Source organism: Streptomyces kronopolitis (assembly GCF_014646275.1).
Lineage (GTDB): Bacteria > Actinomycetota > Actinomycetes > Streptomycetales > Streptomycetaceae > Streptomyces > Streptomyces kronopolitis.
The window spans coordinates 39,361-66,198 of sequence record NZ_BMND01000003.1 but is presented as its reverse complement, the minus strand read 5'-3'; the positions used below and the strand labels follow the sequence as shown (position 1 = coordinate 66,198).

The following is a 26,838-nucleotide window of genomic DNA, read 5'->3' as shown; positions in this document are numbered from 1 at the left end:
GAGAACATTTCGAGAGGGGCCGACGTGACCACCACCGCAGACAGCGCGACCATCACCGCACAGAGCCACTCCCAGGGCCGGTTCGAGCAACCGCACACGGCACAGCGGCCACCGATGGACGACGCCACGGCGGACCCCGAAGAGCAGAAGCCAGCTCGCTCGCTGCCCGGCCGCCCGCCCGGCATCCGCGCCGACAGCTCCGGGCTCACGGACCGCCAGCGCAGGGTGATCGAGGTGATCCGGGATTCGGTCCAGCGCCGCGGCTACCCGCCGTCCATGCGCGAGATCGGCCAGGCCGTCGGGCTGTCCAGCACGTCCTCGGTCGCCCATCAGCTCATGGCGCTCGAACGCAAGGGCTTCCTCCGGCGTGACCCGCACCGCCCCCGGGCGTACGAGGTCCGCGGCTCGGACCAGTCCAGCTCCGCGACGACCGAGACCGCCGGCAAGCCCGCCGCCTCCTATGTCCCCCTGGTCGGCCGGATCGCCGCCGGTGGCCCGATCCTCGCCGAGGAGTCGGTCGAGGACGTCTTCCCGCTCCCCCGTCAGCTCGTGGGCGACGGCGAGCTATTCGTGCTGAAGGTCGTCGGCGACTCCATGATCGAAGCCGCGATCTGCGACGGCGACTGGGTCACGGTGCGCCGCCAGCCGGTCGCCGAGAACGGCGACATCGTCGCCGCGATGCTGGACGGCGAGGCCACCGTCAAGCGCTTCAAGCGCGAGGACGGCCATGTCTGGCTGCTGCCGCACAACTCCGCGTACCAGCCGATCCCCGGCGACGAGGCGACCATCCTCGGCAAGGTGGTGGCGGTGCTCCGCCGCGTCTGAGCCACCCCTCACGACCGAGCCCCGGAACCACTGCGCCGGTTCCGGGGCTCTGCTGTGTCTCCGGCCCTGGCCGCGCCGCCGTCGGTGCGCCGGCTATGCGTCGGCCTCCGCCGCCTTCGCCGCAGCGTCGATGGCGGCCAGGGAGCGGCGGACCTGGTTGCGGTCGGTGGTGTACCAGAACTCCGGCATCGACTTGCGGAGGAAGGAGCCGTAGCGGGCCCGCTCCACCCGGGGGTCGAGGACGGCCACCACCCCGCGGTCGCCGGTGGCCCGGACCAGACGGCCGGCGCCCTGGGCCATCAGCAGGGCCGCATGCGTCGCCGCGACGGCCATGAAGCCATTGCCGCCGGCCTCCTCCACGGCCTTCTGCCGGGCGCTCATCAGCGGATCGTCCGGGCGCGGGAACGGCACCCGGTCCATCACCACCAGCTGGCAGTTCGCGCCCGGCACATCGACGCCCTGCCACAGGGACAGCGTGCCGAACAGGCACGTACGGGCGTCCGCGGCGAAGGCCTTGATCAGCTCGCCGAGGGTCTCCTCGCCCTGGAGCAGGATCGGCAGGTCCAGCCGGCCGCGCAGCTCCTCGGCGGCTGCCTGGGCCGCGCGCATCGACGAGAACAGACCGAGGGTGCGGCCGCCCGCAGCCTCGATCAGCTCGGCGAGCTCGTCGAGCATGTCGGTGCGGCCGCCCTCCCGGCCCGGCTGGGCCAGATGCTTGGCGACGTAGAGGATGCCCTGCTTCGCGTAGTCGAAGGGGGAACCGACGTCCAGCCCCTTCCAGGGCGGGATGTCCTCGCCCTCGGTGCCCTCGGGGGCCAGGCCCAGGGAGGCCCCGACCCCGTTGAAGTCGCCGCCCAGCTTGAGGGTGGCGGAGGTGAGGACCACCGAGCGGTCCGTGAAGAGCTTCTCGCGCAGCAGACCGGAGACCGAGAGCGGGGCCACCCGCAGCGAGGCGCCGAAGCGGTCATGGCGTTCGTACCAGACGACGTCGTACTCGGAGCCGTTTGCGATCCGCTCGGCGACGGCATGGACGTTCTCCACCGAAGCGAGCGCCTGCTTGCGGACCGCGTCCTCGTCCTGGACCGACTTGTCACGGGTCGAGCCGAGCGCCGAGATCACCGTACGGGCCGCGTCCCGCAGCGCCATCAGGCAGTAGCCGAGGTCCTCGGGGATCTCTTCGAGGCGGCCGGGCAGCGCCAGCTCCATGAGGCGCTCGAAGCTCTCCGAGGCGGTCTGGAGCTGGTCGGCGGCCTTCTCGTTGACGAGCTTGGCGGCCCGGCGGACGGCGCGGTTGACCTGGCCGGGGGTGAGCTCGCCGGTGGCGACGCCGGTGACCCGGGAGACCAGCTCATGGGCCTCGTCGATGATCAGGACCTCGTGCGACGGGAGGACCGGGGCGCCCTCGATCGCGTCGATGGCGAGCAGCGCGTGGTTGGTGACGACCACGTCGGCGAGCTTGGCGCGCTCCCGGGCGGCCTCGGCGAAGCACTCCGCCCCGTAGGCGCACTTCGAGGCGCCCAGGCACTCCCGGGAGGAGACCGAGACCTGGCCCCAGGCGCGGTCGGACACCCCCGGGGTCAGCGCATCGCGGTCGCCGGTCTCGGTCTCGTCCGCCCAGTCGCGTAGCCGCAGCAGGTCCTTGCCGAGCTTGCTGGTCGGCGTCGCCTGCTCGAACACGTCGAAGAGGCCGTCCTCCTCTTCCTGCGGGGCGCCCTCATGGAGGCGGTGCAGGCACAGGTAATTGGAGCGGCCCTTGAGCATGGCGAACTCCGGGCGGCGGCGCAGCAGCGGATGGAGGGCGTCGACCGTACGCGGAAGATCGCGCTCCACCAGCTGGCGCTGCAGCGCGAGGGTGGCCGTGGCGACCACCACGCGCTCGCCGTGGGCCAGGGCCGGCACCAGATAGCCGAGGGACTTTCCGGTGCCGGTGCCGGCCTGGACGAGCAGGTGGGCGTTGTCGTCCACGGCCTCGGCGACGGCCTCGGCCATGGCCACCTGGCCGGGGCGCTCGGTGCCGCCGACGGCGGTGACGGCGGCGTGCAGCAGATCGGGGAGGGAGGGCTTCGTCATAGCGTGGCAAGCCTACGCGGGACCACTGACAGCCACCGCGGTCACGGCAGATGCAGGGGGTTGGGGACGGTGCCGTGCACGGCCGCGTGCGGCCGGTCGCGGCGGTCGCGGTAACCGTCCACATGCAGACGGTTGCGGTTCAGGCAGAGCCGCTCGATCCGCGGGGTGAGCAGGTCGAAGGTCTCGTGCCGCTCCTTGAGGTGGGGGAAGCGCTCGTGGTGGCGCAGGATCTCCGCCCGGACGAGTGACCAGAACTCGGCCTCGGGAACGCCCAGTTGGTCGGCGCACAGCGGCGCGAGGTAGCGGAAGACGCCGACGAACAGGCCGGAGTGGATGAACTGGGTGAGGAAGGAGGGGGGTTCGGTCAGCAGCACCGTGCGGACGTCGTCCGGCATGGCGTCGTGCTCCGGGAGGCGCCAGGAGCTGGTGTTGACGTCGTCGACGAAGTCCTTGACAGCGAGGCGGGTGGGGACGTCGTGGGCGTCGAAGACGACGATGGCGTTCTCGCCGTGCGGGGAGAAGACCGTGCCGTACTGGTAGAGGAAGTGCAGCAGGGGCGGCAGCAGCGCGGCGAACAGCCGGCTCAGCCATTCGCGCGGCTCCAGACCCGAGCGGTGCACCAGCTCCGCGGTCAGGGCGCGGCCCGCGGGGTCGGTCTGCAGCAGCGCCGCGAGGGTGCGGGCGCGTTCGCCGGGGTCGAGCCGGCCGCTGACCGGCTCCCGCCAGATACAGCCCAGCAGCTCCTTGAACTGGTAGGGGACGCCGGGCAGCCGGTCGTAGAGGGGGTGCTCCACGGTGACCGAGGCGGTCTCGCCGAGCAGGATGACCCGGGTCTCGTCACGGAGGTAGGGGTCGGCGTCGCGCAGGCCGTGGACCCAGCGGGTGACGGCGGGGGCGGCGAGGGTGCGCTCGGTGGGCAGGCCGCGCCACACCAGGGTGTTGAGGATCGACAGCGGCAGCTTGACCGTACGGGCCTCGGGGCGGCTGATGTTGAGGAAGGTACGGATCGACTGCTGCGGCAGCCGGAGGTCGTTGTCAGTGGGCAGCGCGATGATGGATCCGTCGGCGAGCTGCGGCGCGAAGAGCGGGGCGATGGTCTCGTCCCACTGCCAGGGGTGCACGGGGAGGTAGAGGTAGTCGGCCGGGTCGTGGCCCTGGTCGGCGATGGTGCGGGCGAAGGCGTGACGGGTGGCGGGGGCCAGTTCCTCGCCGTAGAGGCGGTCGGGGGTGGCCAGGGTGGGGATACCGCGGTAGTGGGCGATGCGGTGGTGTGCGGCGAGCCAGGGCAGCCGCCGCGCGGTGCGGGCCTCGGGGGCCCAGGTCGCCGCGTCCTGGGCGGAGAAGCCGAGCCGGCCCTTGTTCGCGACGAGCCAGGGGTGGCCGGTCTGGTGGCCTTCGAGGGCGGCGTAGTCCAGGTCGGCGAGGTCGGCGGCGCTGAGGGCGGTGGCGTCGAGCCGGGTGTCGGCGGCGAGGGTGGCGGTCAGCTCGCGGATGAGATGGCCGGTGGTGTCGCCGGACAGGCCCAGCACGGTGTCGTGGGCGCGGGTGAGGAAGTGGAACGGGTCGGTGCCGGGGGTGACGGAGGCGGGGTCGACGCGCCAGTGCCCGTAGGCGCCGCGGCGGGCACGGAAGCGGTAGACCAGGTCGTCGGTGACCGGCAGGCGGTATTGCGGGGTGCCGTCGGGGGCGGTGCCGTCGGGCTCGGGGATCAGGATTTCCTCGTACGCGAACTCCGCCAGGAGCTTGGCGAACAGCCGGCTCGCGGCGTGCTGCCAGGCGCGGTGCGCAGGCCGGCTTTCGTGAGGTTCGCAGGGTTCATGGGGTTCACGGGATTCAGGAGACAAGGCGGGACTCCTCGGAGCGGGACCGCCCCGGCTCGTGCGGGGGACAACCGGGGCAGCGGGATGGACGGCGAAGCGGAACGGGACCGTCGAGGGACGGTCCCGGGGTCAGAGCAGATGGCGGTGGGCGCGGTCGCGGACCATCAGCGCCGCGCGTTTCTCGGGCAGGGCGATCTCGTCGGCGTAGCGGAATCCGGCGCTCAGGAACGCCGCCAGGGAGGCGGTGTTGCGCAGGTCCGGCTCGGCGACGACCCGGGTGCACGCCGGGCGGTGGTCGAGGACGAGGTCGGCGGTGGCGCGCAGCAGGGCGGTGCCCCGGCCGCGGCCTCGCTCCCCGGCGGCCAGGAGCAGATGGATGCCGGTGTCGTGGGGCCGGGCCGGGTAGTGGCGGGCGAGGGGGTCGAGGTCGGCGCGGTAGATCTCCCAGTAGCTCATCGGCGCTCCGTCCAGCACCCCCAGGCAGGGCACGCTGCGGCCGTCGCCGTCGAGCTGGCCGCGCAGATGGGCGGCGGTGGTCTCCGGCGGGCCCGCCAGCTCCCAGAAGGCCGCGACCGCCGGATCGTTCATCCAGCCGGTGATCCGGTCGAGGTCGCGGGCCGGCCGGACGGGCCGCAGCGCGAAGCGGCCGGCCGGGGTGTCGGCCGCTCCCCAGCCCGCCAGGTCGTCGAGCAGCGGGCCGGCGGCCGGGTCGTGGGGGGACGCCGGCCGCCGGCCGCCGTCGGCGAGGAGCGCACCCCATCCGGGCGGGAGCTGCAGTTCGAGGGTGTCGTCGGAGCCGGCGCTGAGGCCGGAATCGGTCGGGGGCACGGCGACGCTCTCCTCTCGTGGCCGCGTGCCGCGTGGCCTGAGCGGTCGCGGGGCGCCGGGGACGGGGGACGGGGTGCTGCGGTCGGGGGTGCAGGGCGGCTAGGGGGCAAGGGGGTTGGGCAGGGTGACGTAGACGGACTGGGTCTCGACGGGGCCGACGAGTTCGTCCAGGCCGTGCAGCCGGGTCGCGAGGTTGGCCTTGCAGCGCAGCGTGCGGGCGGCCAGCAGCTGCCCGGGGAGGGGCGAGCGGTGGGCGTGGGGGGCCGCGGCCGCGTCGGCGAGGAACCGCCGGAAGGCGGCGAGCAGGATCTCCTCCCGGACCAGGCGCTGGGAGCCGAAGGCCCCGATGAGACCGAGGACGTTGTTGATGCCCAGGTAGTAGGCGAACCGTTCGTCGGTGACGTCATCGGCGACGAAGCTGTCGCTGGCGGCGCCGATGCCGGGCAGCCGGCGCTCCAGCTCGGCGCGGCGGGAGGCGCGGAAGTAGTAGCCCTGGTTGTCGCGGTAGCGGCCGCCGACCGGCCAGCCGTCGGGGTCCAGCAGCACCAGGGTGTTCTGCTGGTGGGCCTCCAGGACGATGCCGGCGGTGCCGTCGAGCCACAGCACGGGCCGGACGACCGCTTCGAGGTAGCGCAGGAACCACTCGGTGGCGACCGCGTCGAGGCTGCGGCCGGTGCGGGCGCAGAGCGTGGTGACGAGGTCCTCGAGCCGGGAGCGCACCCCGGGGTGGCCGGGCCAGGGCCGGGGGGAGGTGAGGCCGGCGATGCAGACCGCGTCGTCGGTGGTGCTGAACGGGTTGTGCCGGATGACGACGTCGAGGCCCTGGACGGGGGCGCCGCCGAGGCCGTCGACGGCCAGATAGGCCGGGTCGCGGACGATGTCGAAGCCGGGGTGCTCGCGCTGCCACTGCTCGGCGAGGCCGGTGCGCAGCAGCCGGTGCACCTCGACGCCGCGGGCCAGTTCCTTGCGGAGGTTCTCCCGGCGGGAGTTGGTGATCCGCAGCCCGAGGGAGAGCTTGAGCATGGCGTGGGCGTCGGGGCGGTAGACCGTGCGGACGGAGGAGGTGGGGTGCCAGCGGGCGCCGTGGGCACCGAGCTCGTGGAGCAGTCCGGCCTCGCGCAGCGCGGTGGTCTCCGGGCGGTCGGCGACCTCCCTGGCCTGCCAGGGGTGCAGCGGCAGCGGCACGGTGTCCTCGGGCAGGCGCAGGCCCTCCCCGGCCAGGCGCAGCACGAGCCGCTCGGCCGCCACGGGCTTGCCGCGCTCGGTCCAGGCGGATTCGGTGGCCAGGACCGAGCGGTGCACGGCCATCCAGTGGAGCCGGAAGGCTCCGCGCATCTCGGGCGAATAGGCGCGGAGTTCGGCGTCCGAGAGGCCCTCGCGGCTCTTGGGGGTGGGGTGCAGCGGATGGCCGAGGAGGAGGGACTGCTCGGCTTCGAGGAACAGAGCGCCGTGGTCGTCGGCCGGGCGGGCGCGCCGGTCGGTGAGGAAGGTGGCGGCGTTGCGGACGGAGTTGGCGACCCGGCCGATGAGTTCGGCACCGTCGCCGTCCGGTGCCTGCTGCCGCGCGGAGTCGGGGTCCGGCAGCTCGTCGGCGTCCGCCACGCGGTGCTCCCCGCCGTTGGAGGCCCGCCGGTCGCCGTGCGCGGCCTCCCGCCGCAGCAGGGCGGCGAGGGTGACGGCGTCCAGCGGGGCGGCTCCGGGCGGGGCGCCTTCGAGGGTGGGGGCGCCCAGGCGGTGCCAGCCGGTCGGGGACCAGTAGCGCACGGGAATGCGCAGGGCGCCGGCGGCGGCCCGCAGCGGGATGCGCAGCCGGCCGTCGGCGGGGCGGTGCGGGCCGCTCTCGCGCAGCCAGCAGCGCAGCAGGTGCTCGATGCCCGCGGCGTCGGCGGCGACCGCCGGGTCCGGGTGGTCGAGGGGGTCGTGGTCGCCGCAGCGGGCACGGTCGTAGGGACCCGGGCCGCCGTGGGGGGCGTCCTCATGGGTCTGCTGGTGGCAGGCGTGGTCCGCGGCACGGCGCTGCTGGCGCGGCACCGACTCGATGGTGCCCGCGCCCTGGTGGGCGGGGATGCGCTCGACGGGCTGGCCGCCGTCGGGTCCGGGTCGTTCGTTCATGGGGAGATGCCTCGCGTGGTCGTGGGGGACGGGCCCATGGGCCCGGGGGTGGTGCGGACCGCCGCCGTGAGGGCGTCGGCGAGGCGGTCGAGGATCGCGTCCGCCTGTTCGTCGGTGATGGTCAGGGGTGGCAGCAGCCGGACGACGGCGGAGTGCCGGCCGCCCAGCTCGACGATCAGGCCGCGGTCCAGGCAGGCGTGCTGGACGGCGGCGGCGAGCCGTGGGTCGGCGGGGCGGGCGCCGGTGGCATCGGCCTCGGCGTCCCGGTCGACGATCTCGACCCCGAGCATCAGCCCTCGGCCGCGGACGTCGCCGATGCAGTCGTGGGCGGCGGCGAGGGCGGTGAGCCGGGCGAGCATCCGGGCGCCGAGCTCCCCGGCCCGCCGGTCGAGGCCGTTCTCCCGGACGTACGCGAGGGTGGCCCGGCCGGCGGCCATGGCCAGCTGGTTGCCGCGGAAGGTGCCCGCGTGGGCGCCGGGCTGCCAGGCGTCGAGTTCCTCGCGGTAGACGATCACGGCCAGCGGGAGGCTGCCGCCGATGGCCTTCGACAGCACCAGCACATCGGGCACGATGCCGCTGTGTTCGATGGCCCAGAAGGCGCCGGTGCGGCCCACGCCGGTCTGCACCTCGTCCACGATCAGCGGGATCCGCCGCTCGGTGGTGAGCTCCCGCATCCGCCGCAGCCAGCTGTCCGGCGCGGGGATCACGCCGCCCTCGCCCTGGACCGGTTCCAGGATCATCCCGGCCGGGTCGGGCACCCCGCTCTTCGGGTCGTCGAGCAGGCTTTGGGTCCAGCGCGCGGCGAGTTCGGCGCCGCGAGCGCCGCCGGTGCCGAACGGGCAGCGGTAGTCGTACGGATAGGGCAGCCGGACCACACCGGTGTGCCGCGCTCCCCCGGAGGCGGCGAGCGCCTGGGCGGTCATGCCGTGGTACGCGCCGGAGAAGGCCATCAGCCCCTCCCGGCCGGTCGCGGTGCGGACGAGGGTGAAGGCGGCCTCGACGGCGTCCGTGCCGGCCGGGCCGCAGAACTGGATGCGCCCCTTTTCGGCCAACTCCTTGGGGAGCGTGGCGAAGAGCTCGGTGATGAAGGCGTCCTTGACGGGCGTGGCCAGGTCGAGGATGTGCAGCGGCGCCCCGGAGTCGAGGACGGTGCGGATCGCCTCGAGCACCACGGGGTGGTTGTGGCCGAGCGCCAGCGTGCCGGCGCCGGAGAGGCAGTCGAGATAGCGCCTGCCGTCGGCGCCCTCGATGGTCAGCCCCCGGGCGCGCACCGGGACGATGGGCAGCGAGCGGGCGTAGGTGCGGGCAGCGGACTCGCGCAGGGACTGCCGGCGCAGGATCCCTTCATGGGCCGGCGGCGCGGCCGTCGGCACGGATTCGGTCAACGCCACGGCAGTTGTGTCCTCCTGCTGCTGAGCGGCTGAAAGCCGCGCGGGCCCTGCGGGCAGCCCGGCCGTCCCCCGTACGTACCAACGACGGCGGGGACCCGGGATCACGGTTGAGGACAAGATCCTTGCGGGCGTGAAACCGGGGACCCGAGTTCCGCCGTCCCCATCGTCACCGGCATAGTGGGGTGTTGCGCCGGAATCTTGGGGTTCATGACAAGAACCGACCGGCGCGGCACCGCACACGTCACACCGGCTCAGCCCGAATCACCAGGGGGAACTCACCCATGCGATCCATACGTCGGCCTGTCCTGGCCGCCGCCGCCCTCACCGCCGTCGTGGCACTGACCGCCACCGGCTGCGGCCCCGAGGGCGACAACGCGGACGCCAAGCCCAGTCAGTCCGCGGCCCAGGACACCACGGGCGGGGGCGAGTTCAAGATCCCTCAGGACATCCAGGACAAGCTCAAGGAACACGGCGTCGACCTGGACAAGTGGAAGAACGGCGAGTGGAAGAACTGGGACCGGGACAAGTGGCTCCGGGAGGCCGGGGAGTTCATCAACCCGATCATCAAGGACTTCTGGAACAAGGACAAGATCGACAAGGTCAAGCCGCCGCAGGACCCCAGCAAGCCCGAGGACATCTCCGAGGACCAGGGCAAGACCGACCCTGAGCCCGCGCCCGTCGCGGCCCGGGCCGTCAGGACCCCGTACACCTCCACCGCCCCCGGCGTGGGTCTGCTGCTGTTCAGCACCCCCGAGGGCGGCTCGCGCTGCTCCGCCACGGTCGTCAAGGACCCGGCGCACCCCGGGAAGTCCAACCTGGTGTGGACCGCGGCGCACTGCGTGCACGCCGGCAAGAACGGCGGCTGGTACCGCAACATGATGTTCGTGCCGAACTTCAACAAGAACGGCGGATCCGCCGACAAGTTGAAGACCGCCCCCTACGAGGACCGCGTCCCCGCGGGCAAGTGGTGGGCCGACGACATGGCGACGTCCAACGAGTGGATCAAGGCCGGCGGCGCCGTTCCCGGTGTGCCGATGGCCCCGTACGACTTCGCGCTGATGCACGTGAAGCCGGAGGAGAACACCGGCGGCAAGTCGCTGGAGGAGATCGCCGGCGGCGCCTACCAAGTCGACTTCAACGCACCCGCGATGGCCAAGATCCCGAGCCTGACGGCCCAGGGCTACCCGGCCGAGCCGCCGTTCGACGGTGCGGCGCAGCAGCAGTGCACCGACAAGCCGACCCGGCTGTCGATGGACGCCAACAAGCCGACCATGTACCGGATCGGCTGCACCATGACCGGCGGTTCCTCCGGCGGCCCCTGGTTCGCCAAGGGCACCGACGGCAAGCCGGTGCTGGTCTCCAACATGTCGATGGGGCCGCGCCCGGCCCGCTGGTCGGCCGGCCCGCACCTGGGTCCCGAGGCCAAGGCGATGTTCGACCGGATGAGCAAGAAGTGGGCGAACAAGCAGTAGCGCGGTGAGCAGGGCGTCCGCGCGCCGCCCCGCTCGTCCACGGACACGACGAAGGCCCGCTCCCGGTCTCCCGGGGGCGGGCCTTTCGTCTGCGCGGTCGCGGTTACGCCGCCGCCACGAACGGCTCGAACTCGGCCGCGAGTTCCGCGTGGACCCGTGCCTTGAGGACCGTGCCGTCGGCGGTGTGCTCCTCGGAGATGACCTCGCCCTCGGCGTGCGCCCGCGAGACCAGGGCGCCCTGGGTGTAGGGCACCAGCACCTCGATCTCGACCTGCGGCCGGGGAAGTTCCTCGTCGAGCAGCTCCAGCAGTTCCGCCATGCCCTGGCCCGTGCGGGCCGAGACGGCGATGGCGTGCTTCTCCTGGCGCAGCAGGCGCTGGAGCACCAGCGGATCGGCCGCGTCGGCCTTGTTGACGACCACGATCTCGGGCACGTCCGTCGCGCCCACGTCCCGGATCACCTCGCGCACGGCCGCGAGCTGCTCCTCGGGGACCGGATGCGAGCCGTCGACCACATGCAGGATGAGATCGGACTCGCCGACCTCCTCCATCGTGGAGCGGAACGCCTCGACGAGGTGGTGCGGCAGATGCCGGACGAAGCCGACGGTGTCGGCGAGGGTGTAGAGCCGTCCGCTGGGCGTCTCGGCCCGCCGGACGGTCGGGTCCAGGGTGGCGAACAGGGCGTTCTCCACCAGGACACCGGCGCCGGTGAGGCGGTTGAGCAGCGAGGACTTGCCGGCGTTGGTGTATCCGGCGATGGCGACCGAGGGGACCTTGTGGCGCCGGCGCTCCTGGCGCTTGATGTCCCGGCCGGTCTTCATCTCCGCGATCTCCCGGCGCATCTTCGCCATCTTCTCGCGGATCCGCCGGCGGTCCGTCTCGATCTTGGTCTCACCGGGACCACGGGTGGCCATGCCGCCGCCGGACGAACCGGAGCCACCGCCACCCATCTGCCGGGACAGCGACTGGCCCCAGCCGCGGAGCCTGGGGAGCATGTACTGCATCTGCGCCAGCGAGACCTGCGCCTTGCCCTCCCGGGACTTGGCGTGCTGGGCGAAGATGTCGAGGATCAGGGCCGTGCGGTCGACGACCTTGACCTTGACGACGTCCTCGAGGTGGATCAGCTGGCCCGGGGACAGCTCACCGTCGCAGACCACGGTGTCCGCCCCGGACTCGAGCACGATGTCGCGCAGCTCCAGGGCCTTGCCCGAGCCGATGTAGGTGGCCGGGTCGGGCTTGTCGCGGCGCTGGATGACGCCGTCGAGCACCATGGCGCCGGCGGTCTCGGCCAGGGCGGCCAGCTCGGCGAGCGAGTTGTCCGCCTCCTGGACCGTGCCGGTGGTCCAGACGCCGACGAGCACCACGCGCTCCAGGCGGAGCTGCCGGTACTCGACCTCGGTGACGTCCTCCAGCTCGGTGGACAGGCCCGCCACGCGGCGCAGCGCGGCACGCGCGGAACGGTCGTACTGGTCGCCGTCACGCTCCCCGTCGATCTCGTGGCTCCAGGCGACGTCCTCTTCCATCAGGGCGTTGGCCCGAAGGCTCTCGGGGAGGCGCTGCCGGTCCTGCGGAAGGGAAGAAGAGGAGGTCATTTGATCCTTTGCGTCGTCGGTGAGCCCTGGCGGGGAACTGCTGCCCCCACCGGGACTGTCGGTGGTGCCACGACCGCCGCCACGAGCCCGCGGCCGTCGAAGGTGTCAACGTCCGAGCCGTCCCGGAGATTCCCCGGTCCGGCCGGAGCCGACCCCATGATGGTCCCACGACCGCGAAGGGGCGTCACGCGGGTTTTCCCGGCCTCGCGGCCGCTCCCCCGGCTCCGGACGCCGCGCCGGTCCCCTTGGCCACAGGAGTCCCGGCAGTGCCCTTGGGCGCGGGAGCGGGAGCGGCGGTCTTGCGCACAGGGGCCACCGTCTTGTGCACGGGCGCCACGGGCTTGTGCGCGGGGGCCGCGGGCTTGGGTGCCGGGGCCTCGGCTGTGCCCTTCGGCACGGGGGCGGTCGTCGCGCCCGCGGGGCGCCAGTCCGGGTGGCCCGGCATCGGCGGGGTCCGGGTGCTGTAGAGCCAGCCCTGGAAGAAGTCGTCGAGGTTCTGCCCGGCGACCTCGGAGGCCAGCTTGACGAAGTCGGCGGTGTCGGCCACGCCGTCGCGGTGCCGGGCCACCCACTCACGCTCCAGGCGTTCGAAGGCCGCGGGGCCGATCTTCTGCCGCAGGGCGTACAGGACCAGCGCACTGCCGTCGTAGACGACCGGGCGGAAGATGCTGATCTTCTGCCCCGGGCTGGGGACCTTGGGTGCGGCGGGCGGCCCGCCCTCGGCGCGCCAGCCGTTGGACTGCTGGTAGGCGCGCTGCATCCGCGTCTCCAGGGAGGCCCGCTTGTCGCCCCGCTCCTGGGCGTAGAGGGCTTCGTACCAGGTGGCGTGGGCCTCGTTGAGCCAGACGTCGGACCAGCGGCGCGGGCTGACGCTGTCGCCGAACCACTGGTGGGCCAGCTCGTGCACCATCACCGACTCGACGTACCAGTCGGGCAGCTGGTTGCCGCTGAACAGCGGCTTCTCGAAGAGCGAGAGGGTCTGGGTCTCCAGCTCGAAGCCGGTCCGGGCGTCGGCGATCAGCACCCCGTAGGCCTCGAAGGGGTAGGGGCCGACCTTGCGCTCCATCCAGGCCAGGTGGTCGGGGGTCCTGGCCAGCCAGCGCGCGAGGGCGGGGCGGTCCGCGGTCGGCACGACATCGCGGATCGGCAGCCCGTGCGGGCCGTTGCGCAGCAGCACGCTGGACTTCCCGATGGAGACCTGGGCGAGTTCGGTCGCCATGGGGTGGCTGGTGCGGTAGGTCCAGGTGCGGCGCGCCGCGCGGGTGGCGGTGCCCTGCGGCAGCCCGTTGGCGACGGCGGTCAGCTGCTGGGGCGCGGTGATGCGGAAGGTGAAAAGGGCCTTGTCGGAGGGGTGGTCGTTGCAGGGGAAGACCCGGTGCGCGGCGTCGGCCTGGTTGGCCATCGCCAGCCCGTCGGCGGTCCGGATCCAGCCGCCGTCGCCCTTGCCGCGCGGGTCGGTGGTGTGCTGGACGGAGATCTTCAGTTCCTGGCCCCGGGAGACGTGGAAGGCCGGGGTGAGCACGAGGTCCTCACCGTGCTGCTCGTGCCCGGCGGGGCGGCCGCCGATCGTCACGGAGCGTACGGTGCCGCGGGCGAAGTCGAGGTTGAGGTGGTCCAGCTCGGCGGTGGCCTCGGCGGTGATCACGGTGGTGACGTTCATCGGCCGGTCGTTGTGGCCGGAGTAGTCCAGGGAGACGTCGTAGGACGTGACGTCGTAGCCGGTGTTGCCGAGGGTGGGGAAGAGCCGGTCGCCGAGGCCCTGCGCCCCGCCGGGCGACGGCGGCACGGTCAGGCCGAGGCAGGCGGCGGCCAACCCGAGGACGGCGGCCCGGCGGGCGGCCCACCGGAGCCGGCCGCGCGGGGCACGGGGAGCGCGGGCGGGGACGGCGCGAGCGGGGTCGCCGGGCGGGCGGCGCAGGGGAAGGGACATGCACTACGGCTACCAACGCGGCCCCCTCCGGCGCGGGTGAGGCGGCAAACGGCACCCGAACGGGCGGCGGATCGGGCGCCCGCCTTACGCCGCCAGGCGGAGAGGTTTCCGACGGTCCGTCACTTTTTCGGGCCCCCGGGGGTGTTCAGGGGCCCAGTACGGCCGCCTGCCGGGCGCGCCCGGCGCGCAACACGTCGAACACGCCCGGAACTTGGCGCATGGCCCGCATCAGGGACGGCAGTCCGGCGGCGTTCGGCAGATGCAGCGTGTAGGTGTGCCGGACGCGCTGTTCGTGCGGCGGTTCGACGGCGGCCGACACCACGGCGGCGCCCTGGGAGGCGATGGCTTCGGTGAGGTCGGCCAGGAGCTGCGGCCGGCTGAAGGCCTCGGCCAGGAGGGTGACCCGGCAGCCGTGGCCGCCGTGCCCGGCGCCGCGCCAGCGCACACCGACCGGCTGCCGGCCGGTGGCGGCCATCCGCGCCACGACGGGGCACAGGGCGCGGTGCACGGTGACCGTGCCGCCCCGGACGGCGAAGCCGGTGACGGTGTCCGGCGGCACCGGGGTGCAGCAGCCGGCCAGCCGGACCGCCGCGCCCGGCAGGTCGGCGACCGCGAGCAGCGAGGCGGGGGCGGGGTCCGCTCCGGGCCGGTCCTGGCCCGCGGAGCGGCGGTCGGCGGCGGGCACCGCATCGCTCGTCTCGCCGTGCCCCGCCGGGCGGGCGCCGGGCTCCTGCCGGCCGGCCAGCCACCGGGCGATGGCGAGCCGGGCGGCCGGCGTGCGGGCCTGTTCGAGCCACTCGGGCAGCGGGCCGGCCGCGGAGTCCGGGGCCATCAGCAGCTGCAGGCTGTCGCCGTCGTGCAGGACGGTGGAGAGGGTGGCGAGCCGGCCGTTGACCCGCGCGCCGATACAGCAGTGCGCGGCCTCGCCGTGCCGCTCGTAGGCGGCGTCGACGCAACTGGCCCCGGCGGGCAGGCCGATGGTGGCGCCCGCGGGGCCGGCCGAGCCGCCGGACCGGGCGTCGGCGCAGAAGACCGTGATCTCCCGGTCCTGGGCGAGGTCGTCGCGCAGCGAGGTCCAGAAGGTGTCCGGGTCGGGGGTGTCGCGCTGCCACTCCAGCAGCCGGGAGAGCCAGCCGGGTCGGGTCGGGTCGGCCCGCTCGCCCTCGGGGGCGTCCGCGCCGTCGGTGGGCGCGTAGGGATTGCCCAGCGCGATCACGCCGGCCTCGGCGACCCGGTGCATCTGATGCGTGCGGATCAGGGTCTCGGCGATCTCCCCCGAGGGGCCGGTGACCGCGGTGTGCAGCGACTGGTAGAGGTTGAACTTGGGGGCCGCGATGAAGTCCTTGAACTCGGAGACGACCGGGGTGAAGCAGGTGTGCAGCTCACCGAGGACCGCGTAGCAGTCGGCGTCCTCGGCCACCAGCACCAGCAGCCGCCCCAGATCCGCGCCGGTCAGCTCGCGGCGCGCGAGGCGTACGCGGTGCACGGAGACGAAGTGCCGCGGGCGGACCTGCACTTCGGCGTCGATCCCGGCCTCGGCCAGGACCGCGCGGATCCGCCCGGCGAGGACGGCGAGCGGATCGGGCCGGGTGGCGAAGGTGGTGACCAGGGCCCGGGTGGTGGCGTACTCCTCCGGGTGGAGGATCGCGAAGACCAGGTCCTCCAGTTCGGCCTTCAGCGCCTGGACGCCGAGCCGCTCGGCGAGCGGGATCAGCACATCGCGGGTCACCTTGGCGATCCGGGCCTGCTTCTCGGGGCGCATCACCCCCAGGGTGCGCATGTTGTGCAACCGGTCGGCGAGCTTGATGGACATCACCCGGACGTCGTTGCCCGTCGCCACCAGCATCTTGCGGAAGGTCTCCGGCTCGGCGGCCGCGCCGTAGCCGACCTTCTCCAGCTTGGTGACGCCGTCGACGAGATAGCAGACCTCGTCCCCGAACAGCTCGCGGACCTGGTCCAGCGTCACCTCCGTGTCCTCGACGGTGTCGTGGAGCAGGGAGGCGGTCAAGGTCGTCGTCTCCGCGCCGAGTTCGGCGAGGATGAGGGTCACCGCGAGGGGGTGGGTGATGTACGGCTCGCCGCTCTTGCGCAGCTGCCCGCGGTGCGAGGACTCGGCGAGCAGATAGGCCCGGGTGAGGGTTCCCAGGTCCGCATCCGGGTGGTGGCGGCGGTGCACCTTGGCGACGTGTTCGAGGGCGTGCGGGCGGCCGTCGCGCGGGGCCGGGCCGAGGAGTGCGGCGCGGCCGATCCGGCGCAGTCCTCTGAGCTCCAGTCGCCGGCGGCCGCGCTTGCGGGCCGCCGCTCCATGGTTACCAGGGTCAGTGGCCTCTGCGCTCATGGGCACCTCCGGCAGCGTCGACCGGCGGTGGGGTGCGTCGTTCCGACGTCCGGGCCGGTGCTTGATGCTATCGAGCCCATCACGCAGCGCTGTCCGCCTCTTGCTCAGAGTGATTCGGATCACCCGTTCGAGCGAAAGTAATGGCCGGAACCACCCCCTGGCAGAGGGCGGTGGAGGACAGGGGCCCGGGGCGCCGCGGGGTGCGTCAGGCGAGCGCGGCGGAGAGCCAGGCGGGGTCGAAGGTGCCCTCGGCGACGATCTCGGCGGGTCCGGTCATCTCCACCGTGCCGTCGGGCAGCTCGGTGATCGTGAGGCTGCCGCCGAGCACGTCGACGGTGTACGTGACGGGGGATCCGGTGCGGGCCGGGTCCAGGCCGTCCCTGCGGGCGGCCGCGACGGCGACCGCGCAGGCGCCGGTGCCGCAGGAGCGGGTCTCGCCCGAGCCGCGCTCGTGCACCCGCATCGCGACATGGCGCGGGCCGCGGTCGGCGACGAACTCGATGTTCACGCCCTCGGGATAAACCGCCGCTGGGCTGAACGGCGGTACGTCCCGCAGGTCGCCGGCGTGGGCCAGGTCCTCGACGAAGGCGACGGCGTGCGGGTTGCCCATGTTCACGTTGCGGGCCGGCCAGCTGCGGCCGCCGAGCGTGACGGTGACGCCCTCCTCCGGGAGCCCGGCGCGGCCCATGGAGACCGTGACCTCGCCGCTCTTGGCGAGGTGGACGCGGCGGACGCCGGCGCGGGTGGCGATGGCGAGGTCGCCGGCCTCGACCAGGCCGGCGTGCAGCAGATAGCGCGCGAAGACGCGGACGCCGTTGCCGCACATCTCGGCGATCGAGCCGTCGCCGTTGCGGTAGTCCATGAACCATTCGGCCTCGGCGGCCTGGTCACGCGCCTCGGGGTGCGCGGCGGAACGGACGACGCGCAGCACGCCGTCGCCGCCGATGCCGGCCCGCCGGTCGCAGATCCTGGCGACGGCGGCCGCGGGCAGGTCGAGCAGACCCTCCGGGTCGGGGAGGATCACGAAGTCGTTCTCGGTGCCGTGGCCCTTGAGGAAAGCCAGGCGCTGCGTACTGGTCACCCTCGCATCGTACGGGGAGGGCCGGCGGAACGGCGGTGCAGGGGTTGCGGGGGGGCGACGCGGCGGCGTGCACCGGCAGGGGCGCCGGCTCAGCGCAGCCGCGCCACGCGCCAGATCGCCAGCGCCGCCGGGACGGCCACCACGAGGGCGTAGACCAGCACCACGCGCCAGGCGGCACGGCGGCCGGAGCCGGGCGCCGGGAGGCCGGGCCAGGTGTAGCCGACGCGGCGGGCGGCCATCATGCCCCAGCCGGCGGCGCAGCAGCACAGCAGCAGGCCGAGCATCGCGATCACCGCGCCGCCGTCGCCGCCGAACTCGAAGGCGAGGGGGAAGGCGAACATCAGCGAGCCGAGGGCGGCGAGGGCCACGATCGGTGCCAGCTGCCACAGCCGCAGCCGGCTCGGCGGACGCAGCTCCCGGAAGGACTCGCCGCCCTCGCCGGGCCGCGTGCCCCCGGGGCCGAAGTCCTCGGGGTCGTCGAGCGCCACGGGGTCGGCGAGCGGGTCGCCGGCGGGACCGGTCAGGTCGTCACGGGCGTCGGGACCGTCGTCGGTCAGCGGCGCCGGTTCCGCACCGTTGTCCGGTTGCTGCGCTCTGTTGCGAGGGCCGGCCTCCATTGCCACGCGCCCTCCCCACTGCCGACTGCACGCCTCGATCGAAGGTCGATGATGACACGCCCTCAGGGGCCCGGATGACGGCCGGAGCGTCCCGATGCCATGACGTGATCAGGCTGTGACCGGTCGTTCGAGCAACGCCACGGCCTGCTCGGGAAGTTCCGCACGGCGGTCGGCGGCACCGCTGAGCCAGTGGACCCGCGGGTCCCGGCGGAACCACGAGTCCTGGCGTCGCGCGAAGCGTTTGGTGGCGCGCACGGTCTCGTCGCGCGCCTCCTGCTCGGTGCACTCCCCCGCGAGCTGGGCGAGCACCTGTTGGTAGCCCAGTGCCCGGGACGCCGTGCGCCCCTCGCGCAGCCCCTCGTCCGCCAGCCGGCGCACCTCGTCGACCAGGCCGGCCTCCCACATGCGGTCGACCCGGAGCGCGATCCGCTCGTCGAGTTCGGGGCGCTCGACGTCGACGCCGATCTGGAGGGTGTCGTAGAAGGCCTCGTGGCCGGGGAGGTTGGCGGTGAACGGGCGGCCGGTGATCTCGATGACCTCCAGGGCGCGCACGATGCGGCGGCCGTTGCTCGCCAGGATCGCGCGGCCCGCCTCGGGGTCGGCGGCGGCCAGCCGGGCGTGCAGGGGGCCGCTGCCGTGGGCGGCCAGTTCGGCCTCCAGGCGGGCGCGCACCTCCGGGTCGGTGCCGGGGAACTCCAGGGCGTCGATGGCGCCGCGTACGTACAGGCCGGAGCCGCCGACCAGGACCGGGGTGCGGCCCTCGGCGAGCAGCCGGTCGATCTCGGCGCGGGCCAGCCGCTGGTACTCGGCGACGCTGGCGGCGCGGGTCACGTCCCAGATGTCCAGGAGGCGGTGCGGGACGCCCTGGCGCTCCTCGGGGGTGAGCTTGGCGGTGCCGATGTCCATGCCGCGGTAGAGCTGCATGGAGTCGGCGTTGATGACCTCGCCGCCCAGATGGTGGGCGAGCGCGACGCCCAGATCGGACTTTCCGGCCGCGGTGGGGCCGACGACGGCGATGACCCGCGGAGCGGGGACGGCGGTGTTCACCCCGTCAGTCTCGCAAACATCAGGCCCCCCTCTCGAACGAGCGACGTGACGGGCAACCAACGGGTTCGTTGCCTGTTGCGAGGTCCCGGGCGCCGGTGCGCACCGGCGCCCGCGGGCGGCGCAACGGTCCGCCCCGGGCGGACGGGGCCTCGCCACATGAAGAGCGTAGGAGCAGTTATGGGCGTGTTTTCGCGGTTTCGCCGCCGTAAGTCCGCAGCGTTGACGGAGGAGAGTGCCGCCACGTCCGTGCCGGCCGGGGCACCGGAGCCGGCGGCGCAGGCCGCCGCGGCGGACCCCGAGGAGACCCGGGACGCCGCGGAGGCCGCGGAGCCTGTGCAGCCCGGGGAGGCCGCGCGGGCCGGGGACGCGACGAAGCCCGGTGACGCCGCGCGGGCCGGGGACGAGGACGGGCCGGCAGCCGAGGCCGCGGCCCCGGCGGACGAGGCGGTTCCGGCTCCGGAGGCGGCCGGGGACCCGGCAAAGGAGCCGGCGGCCGCCGAGGAGCCGCGCGAGGAGAACGCGGAGAAGGCTGAGAAGGCTGAGAAGGCTGAGAAGGCTGAGAAGGCAGCCGAGACCGCCGGCATTCCCCGGCAGCAGTCGGCCCAGGCCGCGGCGGACAGCGAGTCCGGCGAGAGCGCCCGGCACTGAGACCGGGCTCGCGCGGACCCTGCCGGATCCGCGGACACGGCACGACGGCCGCGCGGCGAGAGCGCCCCGCGGCCGTCGCCGTGTCTCCCGGGTCCCGGGTGCCGCGCTACGACCAGGTCGCCACGAAGTAGCCCACGCCGTACGGGGCTTCCTCGCGCAGCAGGCGGCCGCGCAGGTCCGCGCCCTCGGCCGCGCCCACCGCGAGCTGCCAGACGGCCCGTCCGGACGCCTGGAGGCCGGCGGCCGGCTCCTCGCCGAGGGCGGCCAGCGCGGCGAGATCGGCGGTGCCCAGGGCGGCGGCCGCCCCCGCGTCGAAGCCCTCGGCCCGCTCGTCGAAGTAGCCGGGCGCCTTCACCGTCCGGCAGGCGCTGCCGTCACCCATGACCAGCAGCGCCACCCGGGGCGCGGCGGCCGCGATCTCCCGGCCCGCCTGTGCACACCGCTCGGGCGGCGTCGACCGGTCCACTCCCCGTGCCTCCACCGGGGCGTCCGCCCAGTCCGTACGGGACAGCAGCCAGGCGCCGACGGACAGCGACGGCGGCAGCCCCCGTCCCGGCACGCTCTCGGCGGCGCCCAGGGACACCTCGACGTCCGCCCCGAAGCCGCGGAACGAGCCGAGGGCGCCCTCGGGGTGGTGGCCCTGCCCGGCCTCGTCGGCGGGGCCCAGGACGACCAGCCGGTCGGGGCGGGCCGCGGCGAGCACACCGACCGCGTCCACGCAGGCGGCGCGCAGCGCGTCCAGTTCACCCGCGGCGCCGGCGGCCACCTCCGGGACGAGCAGCGGCGGACAGGGGCAGAAGGCGGCGGCTACGAGCATGTACGCAGCGTAACGCCCCCGGTGCGGCACCGTTTCCGGTGCCCCGCCCGGGGGCGTTGTGCGCGGTGGCCGGCTCCGGGTCAGTCGCAGCCGCAGCCGGCGGTGGGCGCCGGGGCCGGTGCCGGTGCCGGGGCGCCGATGGTGGGCAGGCCCAGCAGCACGCCCTGGGGCTTCTCCGCCGGGGCGGCGTTGCGCTTCTCCCAGGCGTCACCGGCGCGGGTGCGGCGCACCGCCCGGGCCTCGCCCTCCGCCAGGAGGTGGTGCGGGGCGGCGTAGGTGACCTCGACCGTCACCATGTCGCCGGGCCGGACCGGCTCCTGGGGACGGGTGAAGTGCACCAGGCGGTTGTCGGGGGCGCGGCCGGACAGCCGCCGGGTGGCGTCGTCCTTGCGGCCCTCGCCCTCGGCGACCAGCACCTCCAGCACCCGGCCGACCTGCTTCTTGTTCTCGGCCCAGGAGATCTCCTCCTGGAGGGCGACCAGCCGCTCGTAGCGCTCCTGGACGACGGCCTTGGGGATCTGGCCCTCCATGTCGGCCGCGGGGGTGCCGGGGCGCTTGGAGTACTGGAAGGTGAAGGCCTGGGCGAAGCGGGACTCGCGGACCGTGTGCAGGGTCTGCGCGAAGTCCTCCTCGGTCTCGCCCGGGAAGCCGACGATGATGTCGGTGGAGATCGCGGCGTCCGGCATCGCGGCGCGCACCTTCTCGATGATGCCGAGGAAGCGCTCCTGGCGGTACGAGCGGCGCATCGCCTTCAGGACGCGGTCGGAGCCGGACTGCAGCGGCATGTGGAGCTGCGGCATGACGTTCGGGGTCTCGGCCATGGCGGCGATGACGTCGTCGGTGAAGTCGCGGGGGTGCGGGGAGGTGAAGCGGACCCGCTCCAGGCCCTCGATCGTGCCGCAGGCACGCAGCAGCTTGCTGAAGGCCTCGCGGTCGCCGATGTCGGAACCGTAGGCGTTGACGTTCTGGCCGAGCAGGGTGACCTCACTGACGCCCTCGGCGACCAGCGCCTCGATCTCGGCGAGGATGTCGCCGGTCCTGCGGTCCTTCTCCTTGCCGCGCAGCGCGGGCACGATGCAGAACGTACAGGTGTTGTTGCAGCCCACGGAGATGGAGACCCAGGCCGCGTACGCGCTCTCGCGCCGGGTGGGCAGCGTCGAGGGGAACGCCTCCAGCGACTCGGCGATCTCGACCTGCGCCTCCTCCTGGACGCGGGCGCGCTCCAGCAGGACGGGCAGCTTGCCGATGTTGTGCGTGCCGAAGACCACGTCGACCCAGGGGGCCTTCTTGACGATGGTGTCCCGGTCCTTCTGCGCGAGGCAGCCGCCGACGGCGATCTGCATCCCGGGGCGGGCGGCCTTCTTCGGGGCGAGCTGGCCGAGGTTGCCGTAGAGCCGGTTGTCGGCGTTCTCGCGCACCGCGCAGGTGTTGAAGACCACGACGTCGGCGCCCTCGCCGTCCTTGGCGGCGGGCACGTAACCGGCCTCCTCCAGCAGGCCGGACAGCCGCTCGGAGTCGTGGACGTTCATCTGGCATCCGTAGGTGCGGATCTCGTAGCTCTTGTTGACGCCCACTGCCTGGCTCCGGTCGCTGCTGGTCATGCCTCAAGGGTAGGCGGTGCCCGGCCTTGCTCCGGACGCCGGAGGGCCGGGCGCACGCAACGGCGCCCCGTGGCGGCGGGCGGCCGCCGGTCGGGGCCGTGGGCGCCTCACAGGGCCAGCACGATGGCGGCGCCGATGCCGCCGGCGCCCAGCGCGAAGGCCGCGCTGCGCAGTCCGCCGCCCCGCCAGCGGAAGGGGCGGTCGAGCGCGAAGCGCCCGGGTCCGGTCGCCGCGACGGCCAGCGCGACCACGGCGATGGTGATCGGGTACTCGATGCCGCCGCTGATCGCCCAGAGCCCCTGGGGGGCGCCGATGACCATGGCGTTGATCATGACCCCGATGAGGGCGGCGGCCGCCAGCGGCGTGAGCAGCCCGAGCGCGAAGCCGAGGCCTCCGGCGAACTCCGAGACACCGGCGAGGCCGGCGTAGAAGTCGCCGGGGTGGAAGCCGAGTGCCGCGAAGGCCTTGCCGGTGCCGGAGATCCCGTTGCCGCCGAAGAGGCCGAAGAGCTTCTGGGCGCCGTGGCCGGCCATGATCAGTCCGACCGTGAGACGGAGGGCGAGCAGGCCGAGGTCGGCGCCGAGCGGGGGTGGGCGGTGGAGGTCGGGCCGGGCCCGGATGTCCGGCCGCAGCTCGGTGAGCGGTTTCATGAGGGTGTCGCTTCCCGCACCGGCGCGCCAAGGGGCCGCGGTGTCGGACACCGGCGCCGGTGCGCTCATGGTGGGGGGAGGTCATGGACTGCGCGCCGCGCGGGGCGCGCGGTGGGGACGTGCCGGATCCCCGCTGCGTGGAGCGAGCGAACCGCGGAACGGTGCGACGGGAGCGGAGCTGCCGTCCACCCCGCAGCTCTACAGCCGATCCTGCTACGCACGGGGACATCTGCAAGTGGGGAGTTCCCCCACCCCTCCCCTTCCGGGCCGAGTGCTGGCAGGATCCCGCCCATGGTCACCGCACTCCCCCGCATCGGCCGCCGGTCCCGCCGGGCGGCGCTCGCGGCACTGGTCGCCCTCGGGCTGCTGCTGTGGTGGCTGCTGCCGATGGGCGGCGCCCCCTCCCCCGGTGGGCGGGTGACGCTGGCGACGGGCGTGCCGACCGGGGTGTACGCGCGCTACGGCGAGCTGCTGAAGCAGGATCTGGCGCACGACCTGCCGGACGTGGATCTGCGGCTGGTCCGCAGCGAGGGCTCGATCGACAATCTGCGGCAGCTGGTCGCCGGGCGGGCAGGTTTCACCATCGCGACGGCCGACGCGGTCGCCGCGTACCGGGCCGAGGGGGAGCCGGGCGCGGACCGGCTGCGGGCCTGCGCCCGGCTCTACGACGACTACATGCAGCTGGTGGTGCCGAAGAAGTCGCCGGTGCGCTCGACGAAGGACCTGCGGCGGCTGCGGGTGGGGGTCGGCACCGACAGCTCCGGCGTGCAGTTGATCACCCGGCGGCTGCTGGAGGCGGCGGGGCTGGACTTCGACCGGGACATCGTGCCGGTCCGGGTCGGCATCGACCGGATGCCCGAGCTGCTGGAGAAGGGCGAGCTGGACGCCTTCTTCTGGTCCGGCGGGCTGCCGACGACCGCCGTGCAGCATCTGGTGCAGCGCTTCCCGGTGCGGCTGGTCCAGCTCGGCGATCTGAGCCAGGCGCTGCACCGCCAGGGCGAACGGACCCGCTACTACCGTGCGGCCGTGATGCCCTCCGATGCCTATCCGAAGGCCCAGGACGGGGCGGCGGTGAAGACGATCGCGGTGGCGAACCTGCTGGTGACCACGGACCGCGAGGACGCCGCACTGACCGAGGGGTTCACCCGTACCGTCATCGACAGCCGGGACTGGATCGGCCGGCAGGTGCACGCCGCGCAGAAGGTGGACCTGCGGACGGCGGTCTTCACCGATCCGCTGGAGCTGCACGAGGGCGCGCGGCGCTACTACGTCTCGCAGAAGCCCTGAGCCCCGGCCCCTGGGCGCTGAACCCAGCCCGGCGAGGCGCGACGGGCGCCCCCAGCACGCACGCCGGGGCCCGCACCGGTGATCCGGTGCGGGCCCCGGTCGCGGGACGCGCGGTGCGTCAGGCGGCGACGATGTTCTCCGCCTGCGGGCCCTTCGGGCCCTGGGTCACGTCGAAGGTGACCTTCTGGCCCTCGAGGAGCTCACGGAAGCCCTGCGCGGCGATGTTCGAGTAGTGGGCGAAGACGTCGGGGCCGCCGCCGTCCTGCTCGATGAAGCCGAAGCCCTTTTCCGAGTTGAACCACTTGACGGTGCCGGAAGCCATGTTTTTCTCCGTTCATGGGGCAAACCGGAGACCGCACTGCGCGGCCTCCTTGTCGCCGAGATGATTGCCCCACCCGGAACAGGTCCGGAAAACAAGGAACGCCCGGAGCTATCAGCTTCCGGGCGCGCACAAAGTTCATCATGGGTACCACAACTGCAACGCGTCCCACGCTAGCACACGCGCGAGGGGGCGCCCCGCGCCGGGCGCGGTGCCGGTCAGGGGGCGCCGCGCGGCACCGTGACGGTGACCTTCAGGCCGTGCGGCTCGTGCGGGGCGTAGGCGATGGTGGCGCCGCCGGCGGTCAGCAGGGCGCGGGTGATCGACAGGCCGAGCCCGGAGCCGGAGACGTTCTGGTGGCGGCCGCTGCGCCAGAAGCGGTCGCCGATCCGGTCCAGCTCGTCCTCGCTCAGGCCGGGGCCGCGGTCGGCGACGGTGATCTCGACGCGGTCGCCGTCCGGTGCGACGCCGACGGTGACCGGCCGGTCCTCAGGGGTGAACTTCAGGGCGTTGTCGACGACGGCGTCCAGGGCGCTGGACAGGGCGATGGGGTCGGCCCAGCCGGTGACGGCGGCCGGCCCCTCGTAGTCGAGGCGGACGCCCTTGGCGTCGGCCAGCGGGCGCCAGGAGTCGACGCGTTCGGCGGCCAGCGCCGCGACATCGGTGAGCTGGAGGTCGGCGTCGGTGTGCTCGGCGAGCGCCAGGCCGAGCAGATCGTCCAGGACGCGGGCCAGCCGCCGGCCCTCGGTGCGGACCGCGGCGATCTCCGCGTTGCCGTCGGGGAGTTCGAGGGCCAGCAGCTCGATCCGCAAAAGCAGCGCGGACAGCGGGTTGCGCAGCTGGTGGGAGGCGTCGGCGACGAAGGCGCGCTGCTGTTCCAGGACGTCCTCGACATGGTCGGCCATCTCGTTGAACGAGCGGGCCAGGCGGCGCAGTTCGGGCGGTCCGGCGGTGGCGGCGACGCGGGCGTTCATCCGCCCGGTGGCGATGTCGTGGCTGGCGGTGTCCAGGATCCGCACCGGCCGCAGCACCCAGCCGGTGAGGCGGAAGGCCGCGCCGACCGCGACGAGCATGGCCGCGCACTCGCCGGCCGCGATCAGCAGCCAGCTGCGCAGGATCCGGGCGCGCATCTGCCCGGTGGGCGAGTCGGTGACGACGACGGCGACGACATCGCCGTCGCGGATCACCGGGGAGGCGACCGGGATGCGGCCGGCGTCGTCCCAGGGCCAGATCTGGTGCGGGTCGTGGCTGCGGCGGCCGGCCAGCGCCTCGCTGAACGCCTGGGCGGCCTCACCGTCGTGCGGTACCGACAGCCCGGCGGGGGCGGCGGCCATCGTGGTGTGATCGCGGTAGAAGACGCCGGCACGGATGCCGTAGAGGCTGTAGTAGCGGGCGAGTTCGGTGCGGAGGGTGGCGCGCCGCTCGTCCTCCTCGGGGGTCTTGTTCCGGTCGTCCGCGGCGGGGCGGGCGGTGACGAACTGGGCGAGGGAGGCGAAGCGGGCGGCGTCGTCGATCCGGTCGACGACCACCCGCTGCTGCTCCACCCCGGCGGTGCTGGCGCCGAGCGGGAAGCCGAGCGCGAGCAGCACGGCGGCCATCAGGACGATCAGCAGCGGCAGGAGTCGGGTGCGCACGTGCTCGCCGCGGCCGTCAGGAGGCCGGGGAGGCGGGCGGCCGCAGCGGCCCCGCGGCCGGAACCACCAGGCGGTAGCCGACGCCGCGCACCGTCTCGATCAGCGCGGGCATCCGCAGCTTGGCGCGCAGCGAGGCGATATGGACCTCCAGGGTCCGGCCGGTGCCCTCCCAGCTCGTGCGCCACACCTCGCTGATGATCTGCTCCCGGCGGAAGACCACCCCGGGACGCTGCGCGAGCAGGGCCAGCAGGTCGAACTCCTTGCGGGTGAGCGGGACCGCGGCGCCGTCCACGGACACCTGGCGGGTGGGGAGTTCGACGGTGACCGCGCCCAGCCGCAGGGCCTCGCCGTCCGCGCTCTCGTCGGCCGGCTGCTCGGCGCCGCCGGGCGCGGTGCGCCGGCTCACCGCGTGGATGCGGGCCAGCAGCTCACCGGTGTCGTACGGCTTGACGACGTAGTCGTCCGCGCCGAGGTTGAGGCCGTGGATGCGCGAGCGCACATCGGCCCGCGCGGTGACCATGATGACGGGGAGGCTGCAGATCTTGCGGATCCGGCCGCACACCTCGAATCCGTCCTGGTCGGGCAGCCCGAGGTCGAGCAGCACCACCGCGAAGGGCTCCCCGCGGTCGGGCAGCAGGGCCTTGAGCGCCTCCTCGCCGTTGCGTGCGTGCACGACGGCCACCCCGTGCTTGGCGAGCACCGCGGACAGCGCCGCGGCGACATGATCGTCGTCCTCGACGAGCAGCAGTCTCATGCGGGC

The 26,838-nt window shown here is 73.8% G+C and carries 21 protein-coding genes; 4 read left to right on the top strand and 17 right to left on the bottom strand.

Features of this window, described 5'->3' with window-relative positions; genetic code table 11:
- The first annotated feature begins 24 nt into the window (after window positions 1-24).
- On the top strand, window positions 25-825 hold the full coding sequence (gene lexA / locus IEY78_RS04560; RefSeq protein WP_189096257.1) for a transcriptional repressor LexA: 801 nt from the start codon (window positions 25-27) through the stop codon (window positions 823-825).
- Window positions 826-918: 93 nt separating this feature from the next.
- Here lexA and IEY78_RS04555 read toward each other — a convergent pair whose 3' ends face one another.
- The 5 genes from IEY78_RS04555 to IEY78_RS04535 form a co-directional block, all read right to left on the bottom strand.
- Entirely contained in the window at window positions 919-2,895 is a 1,977-nt protein-coding gene (locus IEY78_RS04555; protein ID WP_189096256.1) for an ATP-dependent DNA helicase, read from the bottom strand.
- 41 nt (window positions 2,896-2,936) lie between these two features.
- Entirely contained in the window at window positions 2,937-4,739 is a 1,803-nt protein-coding gene (locus IEY78_RS04550; protein WP_373294060.1) for an IucA/IucC family protein, read from the bottom strand.
- Window positions 4,740-4,844: 105 nt separating this feature from the next.
- Window positions 4,845-5,543, bottom strand: coding sequence for a GNAT family N-acetyltransferase (locus IEY78_RS04545; protein ID WP_189096255.1), 699 nt, complete (start codon window positions 5,541-5,543; stop codon window positions 4,845-4,847).
- Between the two features lie 99 nt (window positions 5,544-5,642).
- Window positions 5,643-7,655: an IucA/IucC family protein gene (locus IEY78_RS04540; protein ID WP_189096254.1), complete on the bottom strand. Its 2,013-nt coding sequence runs from the start codon at window positions 7,653-7,655 to the stop codon at window positions 5,643-5,645.
- The gene (locus tag IEY78_RS04535) at window positions 7,652-9,046 is read right to left on the bottom strand and encodes a diaminobutyrate--2-oxoglutarate transaminase family protein (RefSeq protein ID WP_189096253.1); all 1,395 of its coding nucleotides are present in this window, start codon (window positions 9,044-9,046) and stop codon (window positions 7,652-7,654) included. Before IEY78_RS04535 ends, IEY78_RS04540 begins: the two co-directional genes overlap by 4 nt.
- A 281-nt stretch (window positions 9,047-9,327) precedes the next feature.
- Here IEY78_RS04535 and IEY78_RS04530 point away from each other — a divergent pair, with 281 nt between their 5' ends.
- Window positions 9,328-10,518: a trypsin-like serine peptidase gene (locus IEY78_RS04530; protein WP_189096252.1), complete on the top strand. Its 1,191-nt coding sequence runs from the start codon at window positions 9,328-9,330 to the stop codon at window positions 10,516-10,518.
- Between the two features lie 103 nt (window positions 10,519-10,621).
- Here IEY78_RS04530 and hflX read toward each other — a convergent pair whose 3' ends face one another.
- From hflX to miaA, 6 genes are all read right to left on the bottom strand, one after another.
- Entirely contained in the window at window positions 10,622-12,109 is a 1,488-nt protein-coding gene (gene hflX / locus IEY78_RS04525) for a GTPase HflX (RefSeq protein ID WP_189096251.1), read from the bottom strand.
- Between the two features lie 184 nt (window positions 12,110-12,293).
- Complete coding sequence (locus IEY78_RS04520; protein WP_189096250.1) at window positions 12,294-14,039, bottom strand: M1 family metallopeptidase; 1,746 nt, start codon at window positions 14,037-14,039, stop codon at window positions 12,294-12,296.
- 145 nt (window positions 14,040-14,184) lie between these two features.
- On the bottom strand, window positions 14,185-16,377 hold the full coding sequence (locus IEY78_RS04515) for a RelA/SpoT family protein (RefSeq protein WP_189096249.1): 2,193 nt from the start codon (window positions 16,375-16,377) through the stop codon (window positions 14,185-14,187).
- A gap of 205 nt (window positions 16,378-16,582) precedes the next feature.
- On the bottom strand, window positions 16,583-17,458 hold the full coding sequence (dapF, locus tag IEY78_RS04510) for a diaminopimelate epimerase (RefSeq protein ID WP_189096248.1): 876 nt from the start codon (window positions 17,456-17,458) through the stop codon (window positions 16,583-16,585).
- A gap of 89 nt (window positions 17,459-17,547) precedes the next feature.
- Entirely contained in the window at window positions 17,548-18,075 is a 528-nt protein-coding gene (locus IEY78_RS04505) for a hypothetical protein (RefSeq protein WP_189096247.1), read from the bottom strand.
- Window positions 18,076-18,183: 108 nt separating this feature from the next.
- Window positions 18,184-19,122 (bottom strand): tRNA (adenosine(37)-N6)-dimethylallyltransferase MiaA, encoded by a 939-nt coding sequence (miaA, locus tag IEY78_RS04500; RefSeq protein WP_189096246.1) that lies wholly within the window; start codon window positions 19,120-19,122, stop codon window positions 18,184-18,186.
- A gap of 219 nt (window positions 19,123-19,341) precedes the next feature.
- On the opposite strand from miaA, the gene IEY78_RS04495 reads away from it, so the two are divergent.
- The gene (locus IEY78_RS04495; RefSeq protein WP_189096245.1) at window positions 19,342-19,770 is read left to right on the top strand and encodes a hypothetical protein; all 429 of its coding nucleotides are present in this window, start codon (window positions 19,342-19,344) and stop codon (window positions 19,768-19,770) included.
- Window positions 19,771-19,876: 106 nt separating this feature from the next.
- On the opposite strand, the gene IEY78_RS04490 is transcribed toward IEY78_RS04495, so the two are convergent.
- The 3 genes from IEY78_RS04490 to IEY78_RS04480 form a co-directional block, all read right to left on the bottom strand.
- Window positions 19,877-20,587, bottom strand: coding sequence for a class III extradiol ring-cleavage dioxygenase family protein (locus IEY78_RS04490; protein WP_189096244.1), 711 nt, complete (start codon window positions 20,585-20,587; stop codon window positions 19,877-19,879).
- A gap of 80 nt (window positions 20,588-20,667) precedes the next feature.
- Window positions 20,668-22,188, bottom strand: coding sequence for a tRNA (N6-isopentenyl adenosine(37)-C2)-methylthiotransferase MiaB (gene miaB / locus IEY78_RS04485; protein WP_189096243.1), 1,521 nt, complete (start codon window positions 22,186-22,188; stop codon window positions 20,668-20,670).
- Window positions 22,189-22,295: 107 nt separating this feature from the next.
- The gene (locus tag IEY78_RS04480; RefSeq protein WP_189096242.1) at window positions 22,296-22,838 is read right to left on the bottom strand and encodes a DoxX family protein; all 543 of its coding nucleotides are present in this window, start codon (window positions 22,836-22,838) and stop codon (window positions 22,296-22,298) included.
- 291 nt (window positions 22,839-23,129) lie between these two features.
- On the opposite strand from IEY78_RS04480, the gene IEY78_RS04475 reads away from it, so the two are divergent.
- The gene (locus tag IEY78_RS04475) at window positions 23,130-24,125 is read left to right on the top strand and encodes a TAXI family TRAP transporter solute-binding subunit (protein WP_189096241.1); all 996 of its coding nucleotides are present in this window, start codon (window positions 23,130-23,132) and stop codon (window positions 24,123-24,125) included.
- Between the two features lie 118 nt (window positions 24,126-24,243).
- Here the strand turns inward: IEY78_RS04475 and IEY78_RS04470 are convergent, their stop codons facing one another.
- From IEY78_RS04470 to IEY78_RS04460, 3 genes are all read right to left on the bottom strand, one after another.
- On the bottom strand, window positions 24,244-24,447 hold the full coding sequence (locus IEY78_RS04470; protein ID WP_006602702.1) for a cold-shock protein: 204 nt from the start codon (window positions 24,445-24,447) through the stop codon (window positions 24,244-24,246).
- 215 nt (window positions 24,448-24,662) lie between these two features.
- Window positions 24,663-26,078: a sensor histidine kinase gene (locus IEY78_RS04465; RefSeq protein ID WP_189096240.1), complete on the bottom strand. Its 1,416-nt coding sequence runs from the start codon at window positions 26,076-26,078 to the stop codon at window positions 24,663-24,665.
- Between the two features lie 16 nt (window positions 26,079-26,094).
- Window positions 26,095-26,832, bottom strand: coding sequence for a response regulator transcription factor (locus IEY78_RS04460; protein WP_189096239.1), 738 nt, complete (start codon window positions 26,830-26,832; stop codon window positions 26,095-26,097).
- Window positions 26,833-26,838 lie beyond the last annotated feature (6 nt).